Origin of the sequence: Natronomonas sp. (genome assembly GCF_036625485.1) — an archaeon.
Taxonomy (GTDB): domain Archaea; phylum Halobacteriota; class Halobacteria; order Halobacteriales; family Haloarculaceae; genus Natronomonas.
Map to the genome: position 1 here is coordinate 1 of NZ_JAZKTR010000138.1, position 6,219 is coordinate 6,219.

The following is a 6,219-nucleotide window of genomic DNA, read 5'->3' on the forward strand; positions in this document are numbered from 1 at the left end:
GGGACAAGTCGATCTACAGTCGACTGCTCTACCAGTCTGAGCTAAGGGCGGGCGTACCTGATACGAGACGACTGCGGGACTTAACGGTTTTGACCTGCATCGGCCTCGTGTCTTCGACTCACACGCGGTTTCACACCGTCTCCACGCCGTGTCGGCCGCTCGACGGACGCCTGTCTGACATCGCGGGAAGATTGAAATACCGTCACACACAATCGTCGGACGAGTAATGAGCAAGATCACGTTCCGGGCGGATGACGACCTCGTTCGCCAACTCGAGGGGTTCGACGCCTCGAAGAGCGAGGTCATGCGCGAGGCGCTCCGGACGTACCTCGACGAGAACGGGCAAACGCCCGTAAACGAGGGTTCGACCGGCGTAAACGCCGATTCTTCGCCTGCGTCGGCCGAGGAATCCCTCGATGACCTCATCGCCGAGCGGGTCGACGCGGTGCTTGCGGACCGCCTCGACGGCGCGTTGACGCCGCGTGAGCCGCAGGACGTGAACGTAAACATCACGCTTGATGGCGATTCGAGTAGCGTGTCACACGAACCGGAGGGTGCTCGTAAGACAGCCCCGGCCGACGACGAAAACGCGTCCGACGATCCGCGGGAGACGTGTAAACAATGCGGCGAGGAACTCCCCGAATCGGCCGTATACTGCTCTAACTGTGGCGAAAAGGCGTCACACAGGGTGTTCTGCGAGTGCGGCGATGAACTCCGCTCGGACTGGGGATTCTGCCCCGGCTGCGGCCGACGAACCCCTGCAGCGGACGTTTTGAAAGATCCGTAAACGCGGAAAATGGCAGCTTCAGGCTCGTAAACGGTGTTATTACGACTTTGTCTTACGCCGCCCCTAACCTTTAAGTAGTCTGCTTCTGTGAGTACATCTGCGTAAGACGGCGCGTCTTACACCAGGGTGCCCGTGGCAGGTAGGAGGTTGCTACCGGGCGAATTCGAGGTGTAAACGCGATAACGAACGCGTGTGCAACGCCGTCTTACCCACAGACAGAGGGGAAATACAATATGGAGCGTGTGACACTACGGATTCCGAAGCAGCAGATCGAAGAGGTCGAACGCATGGTCGATACCGGGGAGTTCCCGAATCGGAGCGAGGCGATTCGCTCCGCCGTGCGCGAGATGCTCAATGAACAGGACACCGAATCACGGGACAGCAACCGCCCGTGGGCCAAGGTGTAGACGATGCAGGATATCGTCAACTCCGCACTCGAGAACGCGGAGAAAGAGTCCCGTGAAGTCGGCGACGGCGACGACGACGGCGATTTCGGGGACCCCCGAATCGTTATCGTCGGTGCCGGCGGTGCCGGTAACAACACGGTAAATCGGCTGTACAACATCGGCGTGGATGGCGCCGACACCGTCGCCATCAACACCGACAAGCAGCACCTGCAGATGATCGAGGCCGACACCAAGATCCTCGTGGGCAAGTCGCTCACGCAGGGGCTCGGTGCCGGCGGCGACCCGTCGATGGGCGAACGCGCCACCGAGATGGCGCAGGGCACCATCAAGGAAGTCCTCGGTGACGCGGACCTCGTCTTCGTCACGGCGGGCATGGGTGGCGGCACCGGTACCGGTGCGGCCCCGGTCGTCTCGAAGATCGCCAAAGAGCAGGGCGCCATCGTCGTGGGTATGGTCTCGACGCCGTTCAACGTCGAGCGCGCCCGGACGGTCAAGGCCGAGGAAGGACTGGAGAAGCTTCGCGGCGAAGCCGACTCCATCATCGTCCTCGACAACAACCGCCTGCTCGATTACGTCCCGAACCTGCCCATCGGCAAGGCCTTCTCGGTGATGGACCAGATCATCGCCGAGACGGTCAAGGGCATCAGCGAGACCATCACCCAGCCGTCCCTGATCAATCTCGACTACGCGGACATGTCCGCGATCATGAACCAGGGCGGCGTCGCGGTGATGCTCGTGGGGGAGACCCAGGACAAGAACAAGACCGAAGAGGTGGTCAACGACGCGATGAACCACCCGCTGCTCGACGTCGACTACCGCGGCGCTTCGGGCGGGCTGGTCCACATCACCGGCGGCCCCGACCTCACGCTGAACGAGGCCGAGGGCATCGCCAGCAGCATCACCGAACGGCTCGAAGCCTCCGCGAACGTCATCTGGGGCGCCCGTATCGAGGACGCCTACAAGGGCAAGGTCCGCGTCATGGCCATCATGACCGGCGTCCAGTCGGCCCAGATCCTCGGCCCGACGACCCAGAAACAGGCCGACGCCTCCCGGCAGGCCATCGACTCGGTGGACGAAGACGAGTTCGCCTCGACGCCGCCCGAAAGCTCGACGGAGACGGGCACGGCCGGCGGCCGCGGCGTCTCCGGCAACTCCGGCGGCTTCAGCCGCGGCGAGACCGACGGCGGCCGCTCGGAAGCCGAGAAGAACAACGGACTTGACGTAATCCGATAAGTCTCGAATTCGATATTTTATTTTAGCGCTCACTGGTTGCGATTAGCGATAGAAACAGTCAACTATATACTCTGATAGCTATCGCGTAAAACGCAGTGTATGACGTTCGGCTGATGGCAGGTCGAAGATCAGTCGCCGGTCTCGGCCAGTTCGCCACCGACTGCGTCGACGAACACGCGCTGCGAGTCAGTCGCCGGTCTCGGCCAGTTCGCCACCGACTGCGTCGACTAACTCGCATTTCCGACAGACATCGTTGTTCGTCGGCGCACCACAGCGGTCACAGTCGCCGCGGGGGCCGTCGTCGCTGTTCCGGTAGGCTTCGGCGGCCAGCTTCGCCAGTTCCTCGTAGCCGGACATGATGGAGTGGCGGGTGCCGGGGTGGTCGTCTTCGAGGTCGTGGATGTGCTGTTGGATCTCGCCGCGGTAGGCCTCGCTGGCGTGGGGACACTCGGCCATATGCGTGGGGAGCCCTTTCAGGTGCGCGTAGAGGGCGACCTCCTTTTCGGGGATGTCCCGGAGCGGCTTGGCGCGGGGGACGAAGGGGTCGTCGTCGATCTCGCGGTCCTCGAAACTGCCGAGCGAGGCGTCGAAGTGTTTGGCGACCTGCTGGATGTCGCCCGAAAGCAGGTTCATCATCGCGGTTTGGGCCTCGTCGTCGAGGTTGTGGCCCGTCAGGAGTTTGTCGGCGCCGTACTCCTCGGCGTACTGCGAGAGGGCGTCCCGGCGGAAGACCCCACAGTAGGCACAGGGAGCCATATCGAGAGGGTCCTCATCGGCGACGTCGTCCATCTCGAGGCCGTACTCGTCGGCGTAGGCGACGACCTCGTGTTCGATGGAGAGGTCGTCGGTGAGTTCGAGGCAGGCATCCAGCGAGGCGTCCCGATAGCCTTCGATGCCCTCGTGAATCGTGAGCGCGACCAGTTCGACGCGAGGGTCCTTCGCGAAGATGTCGTCGAGGATGTGGGTGAGGACGACGCTGTCCTTGCCGCCGGAGAGGCCGATGAGCCACGTCTCCGGCTCGTCGGGCGTGGCGTCCTCGGAGAGCAGGGCATCCTCGCGGATCCGTTTGCGGACCCGCGAGTCGACCGACCGGCAGAAATGCTCATCGCAGAGGTGTAGTCCCGAGTAGGCGGCGTGCATGACCGCCTCGTCGCCGCACTTGTCGCACTCCATTACCGCTTACTTGCCGATTCGCGGGGATACGGGTTTCGCTCTGGCATCTACGCTCCGCGTTGGTACTGCGTTCGAAGGGTACGGAGGGCAGTCGCCCGGATTACGGGCAAGGGGTCGTTTCCTCAGATCAACTCGAAGGCGTGGACTGGCCAGTCTTCCTCGTAGGAGAGCTGATAGTCGGGGTCGATACCGATCGACTCCGGATCACGGACCTGGAGTTCGACGCGGTCGCCGATGGTGAGGTCCTCGAGGGGGGCTTCGACTCGCCCGGTGAGGCGTGCGCCCGAGTCCAGTTCCACGATGGCGACGGTTATCGGTGCCAGATCGGCGAACGCCGATGGCGGTCGGTTGATCGACGTGTACGTGACGACGTCGCCGGTCCGGGGCTGTTCCTCGATGGTCACGGCCCGACTTCCACAGCCATAACAGGCGGTCCGGGGCGGCACGAGGTGGGTGCCACACTCGGTACAGTGGGCGGCGAGCAACTCGCCGTCGGCGAGTGCGTCGAAGAACCCGGGCAGCGTGAACGGCGAGTCGGCGGTGATGTCGTCCGGTGCAAGCGGTCCAGTCGTGGTGGTGTCGCTGTCGTCCATGGGTGTGTCGGTTGGGTCGGTCATTGGTTGGTCAGGACGTGGGCCACGGTGTGGGCGTCCGCGATTCCGCCTTCGTTGATGAGCAGGGCCGTATCGGCCCCGGCCACCTGGCGGTCATCGGCTCGGCCGGTGAGCTGGTCGTAGGCTTCGACCGCCTGGAGCAACCCGGTCGCACCGATGGGGTGGCCGCGGGCTTTCAGCCCACCGCTGGTGTTGATCTGGACGTCGGTCCAGCCCGCGGAGCGGTCGGAGGGCTCGGCGACGGTCTCGATGCCGCGGCCCTTGGGCGCGAACTCGGCGGCTTCCGCGAGAAGCGCCTCACAAATGGTGAAGGCGTCGTGGACCTCCGCGATGTCGATGTCCCCGGCGGCCACGTCGGCGTCGTCGTAGGCAGTCGTGGCGGCGACGTTAGCGCCCTCGACGTACGTCAGGTCCCGTTCGGCGACGGCGAGGTTGTTGGCTGCCGACCCGACGCCCGCCACGCGGACGGTGTCCTCGCGGTCCAGGAGGTCGGCCGCCACGTCGTCGTTCGCGACGACGACGGTGGCCGCGCCGTCGCAGACCGGCGCACAGTCGAAGAGTTTCAGCGGCGGTGCGACGTAGTCGGCGCCCATCACCGTCTCTACGTCGACCGCCTGCTGGAACATCGCGCGCGGATTGGACGCTGCATTGCGGTGGTTCTTCACCGCGATCCGTGCCAGATCTTCCTCGGTCGCGTCGGTCTCGTGGAGATACCGCTGGGCGAGCAGGGCGTACGTGGCGGGGGCAGTGATTCCCGATCGCTGTTCGAGCGCCCGCTCGAAGGCCGCACCCAGGGCGTTCGTCGCGCCTTCGGTTCCGCCCGCCGTCATCTTCTCGACGCCGCAGGCCAGTACCGCATCGTGGACGTCCGCCCGGACGTCACGGACGGCGTTCTTGAGCGCGAGCGCGCCGGCGGCCGCACACGCTTCGACACGCTCTGCGGGGACGTTCCGCAGGCCCGCCCACTCGGCCATGAGGGTACCCTGCATGATCTGGTTTTCGTAGCGTTCGGACTGGGCGCCGACGTAGAGGGCGTCGACGACCTCCGACGGGTCGGGCAATCCCTCGAACGCCTCGGCCAGGGCTTTCGAGAACAGGTCCCGGCCGGGGAGATCCGTCTTGCCGATCGGCGACGCACCGACCGCAATGATGTGTGCTGTCGACATGTCGCATGAATAGACACCCCCGTCAGTGTTAACGATTCTTATAAACGAGCCTGACAATCGACGGCGTCGGTCCGGGCGCCGTCTTCGAACGAGGTCTCGGGGTCGTTGCTGTCGGAGGAGTCGCCACGGTCCGTTTATAAATGGGTCAGAACCAGACCCTCCCCGGCGAAATCGACTAGAACGAGACCCACGTTCGCGGGGCGTCGGGAACGCCGACGACTCGCACCTCGCGGCCGCCGTCGTCGGCCTCGCGGAGTTCGATGACGGCGTCGAAAAGTGACGTGAGGGTGTTCACTTCTTGGGTGTCCTGTGTCGTCGGGTCGATGGTGGCGATGCCGAGGTAATCCGCCGCGGAGACGCGGCCGGTGATGGTATGAAGGAAGTTGAACACGCGCTGGTTGTTCGCGTACTGGAGGATCGTCGATAGCGACAGCACCGACAGCCGAAGCCCCGTATCGATCTCACGGCCGATGTCGCGGGTACATTTGACGATGCCGACTCCGATACCAGTCAGGTCGCCGGGCGAGCCGACGTACTTGATGGCCTCGGTGTCGTCCATCGACCCCTTCCCGGTGGCCCCGGTACAGTCGACGACGTGGAAGCGGTCGAGGCTACCGTGTGTGGTTCCCTCGTAGGTGGTTCGGAGCCGGTCGCCGTCGGTATCCGGCGTGACGGCGATAGCGTGGTTGTTCCCGGATCCCCCGGCGAGCAGTTCGAGCGCGAGGCGCCGCTTGCCGAGCAGGACGCCGATACCGACGACCGACAGCGTCCGCAATCGGCTTTCGCCGCCCTCCCCCTCCATCGCTCGGGGTCGGGGGTCTCTGTAGTCATACATGTTG

At 64.4% G+C, this 6,219-nt stretch carries 7 protein-coding genes; 3 read left to right on the forward strand and 4 right to left on the reverse strand.

Going from position 1 to position 6,219, the window contains the following annotated elements; translation table 11 throughout:
• The first annotated feature begins 226 nt into the window (after positions 1–226).
• The 3 genes from V5A53_RS11885 (at position 227) to ftsZ (ending at position 2,427) form a co-directional block, all read left to right on the forward strand.
• Positions 227–787, forward strand: coding sequence for a zinc-ribbon domain-containing protein (locus tag V5A53_RS11885; protein ID WP_332313829.1), 561 nt, complete (start codon positions 227–229; stop codon positions 785–787).
• A gap of 233 nt (positions 788–1,020) precedes the next feature.
• The gene (locus V5A53_RS11890; protein WP_332313830.1) at positions 1,021–1,194 is read left to right on the forward strand and encodes a ribbon-helix-helix domain-containing protein; all 174 of its coding nucleotides are present in this window, start codon (positions 1,021–1,023) and stop codon (positions 1,192–1,194) included.
• 3 nt (positions 1,195–1,197) lie between these two features.
• Entirely contained in the window at positions 1,198–2,427 is a 1,230-nt protein-coding gene (gene ftsZ / locus V5A53_RS11895) for a cell division protein FtsZ (RefSeq protein ID WP_332313831.1), read from the forward strand.
• Positions 2,428–2,613: 186 nt separating this feature from the next.
• Here the strand turns inward: ftsZ and ncsA are convergent, their stop codons facing one another.
• From ncsA to V5A53_RS11915, 4 genes are all read right to left on the reverse strand, one after another.
• A complete protein-coding gene (gene ncsA, locus V5A53_RS11900) occupies positions 2,614–3,600 on the reverse strand; it encodes a tRNA 2-thiolation protein NcsA (RefSeq protein WP_332313832.1) in 987 nt (328 codons plus the stop codon).
• Between the two features lie 122 nt (positions 3,601–3,722).
• Positions 3,723–4,217 (reverse strand): Zn-ribbon domain-containing OB-fold protein, encoded by a 495-nt coding sequence (locus V5A53_RS11905; RefSeq protein ID WP_332313833.1) that lies wholly within the window; start codon positions 4,215–4,217, stop codon positions 3,723–3,725.
• Positions 4,214–5,380, reverse strand: a complete 1,167-nt coding sequence (locus tag V5A53_RS11910) for a thiolase C-terminal domain-containing protein (RefSeq protein ID WP_332313834.1) — start codon at positions 5,378–5,380, stop codon at positions 4,214–4,216. The genes V5A53_RS11905 and V5A53_RS11910 overlap by 4 nt, the downstream gene beginning before the upstream one ends.
• Before the next feature lie 175 nt (positions 5,381–5,555).
• Positions 5,556–6,219, reverse strand: a 664-nt coding sequence (locus V5A53_RS11915) for a DUF7504 family protein (RefSeq protein ID WP_332313835.1), incomplete at its 5' end; no start/stop codon positions are given.

Bases quoted from the DNA above. Each gene is read 5' to 3' on its own strand.
- V5A53_RS11905 (WP_332313833.1), bottom strand. From the start codon at position 4,217: ATGACCGACCCAACCGACACACCCATGGACGACAGCGACACCACCACG.
- ncsA (WP_332313832.1), bottom strand. From the start codon at position 3,600: ATGGAGTGCGACAAGTGCGGCGACGAGGCGGTCATGCACGCCGCCTAC.
- V5A53_RS11910 (WP_332313834.1), bottom strand. From the start codon at position 5,380: ATGTCGACAGCACACATCATTGCGGTCGGTGCGTCGCCGATCGGCAAG.
- ftsZ (WP_332313831.1), top strand. From the start codon at position 1,198: ATGCAGGATATCGTCAACTCCGCACTCGAGAACGCGGAGAAAGAGTCC.
- V5A53_RS11885 (WP_332313829.1), top strand. From the start codon at position 227: ATGAGCAAGATCACGTTCCGGGCGGATGACGACCTCGTTCGCCAACTC.
- V5A53_RS11890 (WP_332313830.1), top strand. From the start codon at position 1,021: ATGGAGCGTGTGACACTACGGATTCCGAAGCAGCAGATCGAAGAGGTC.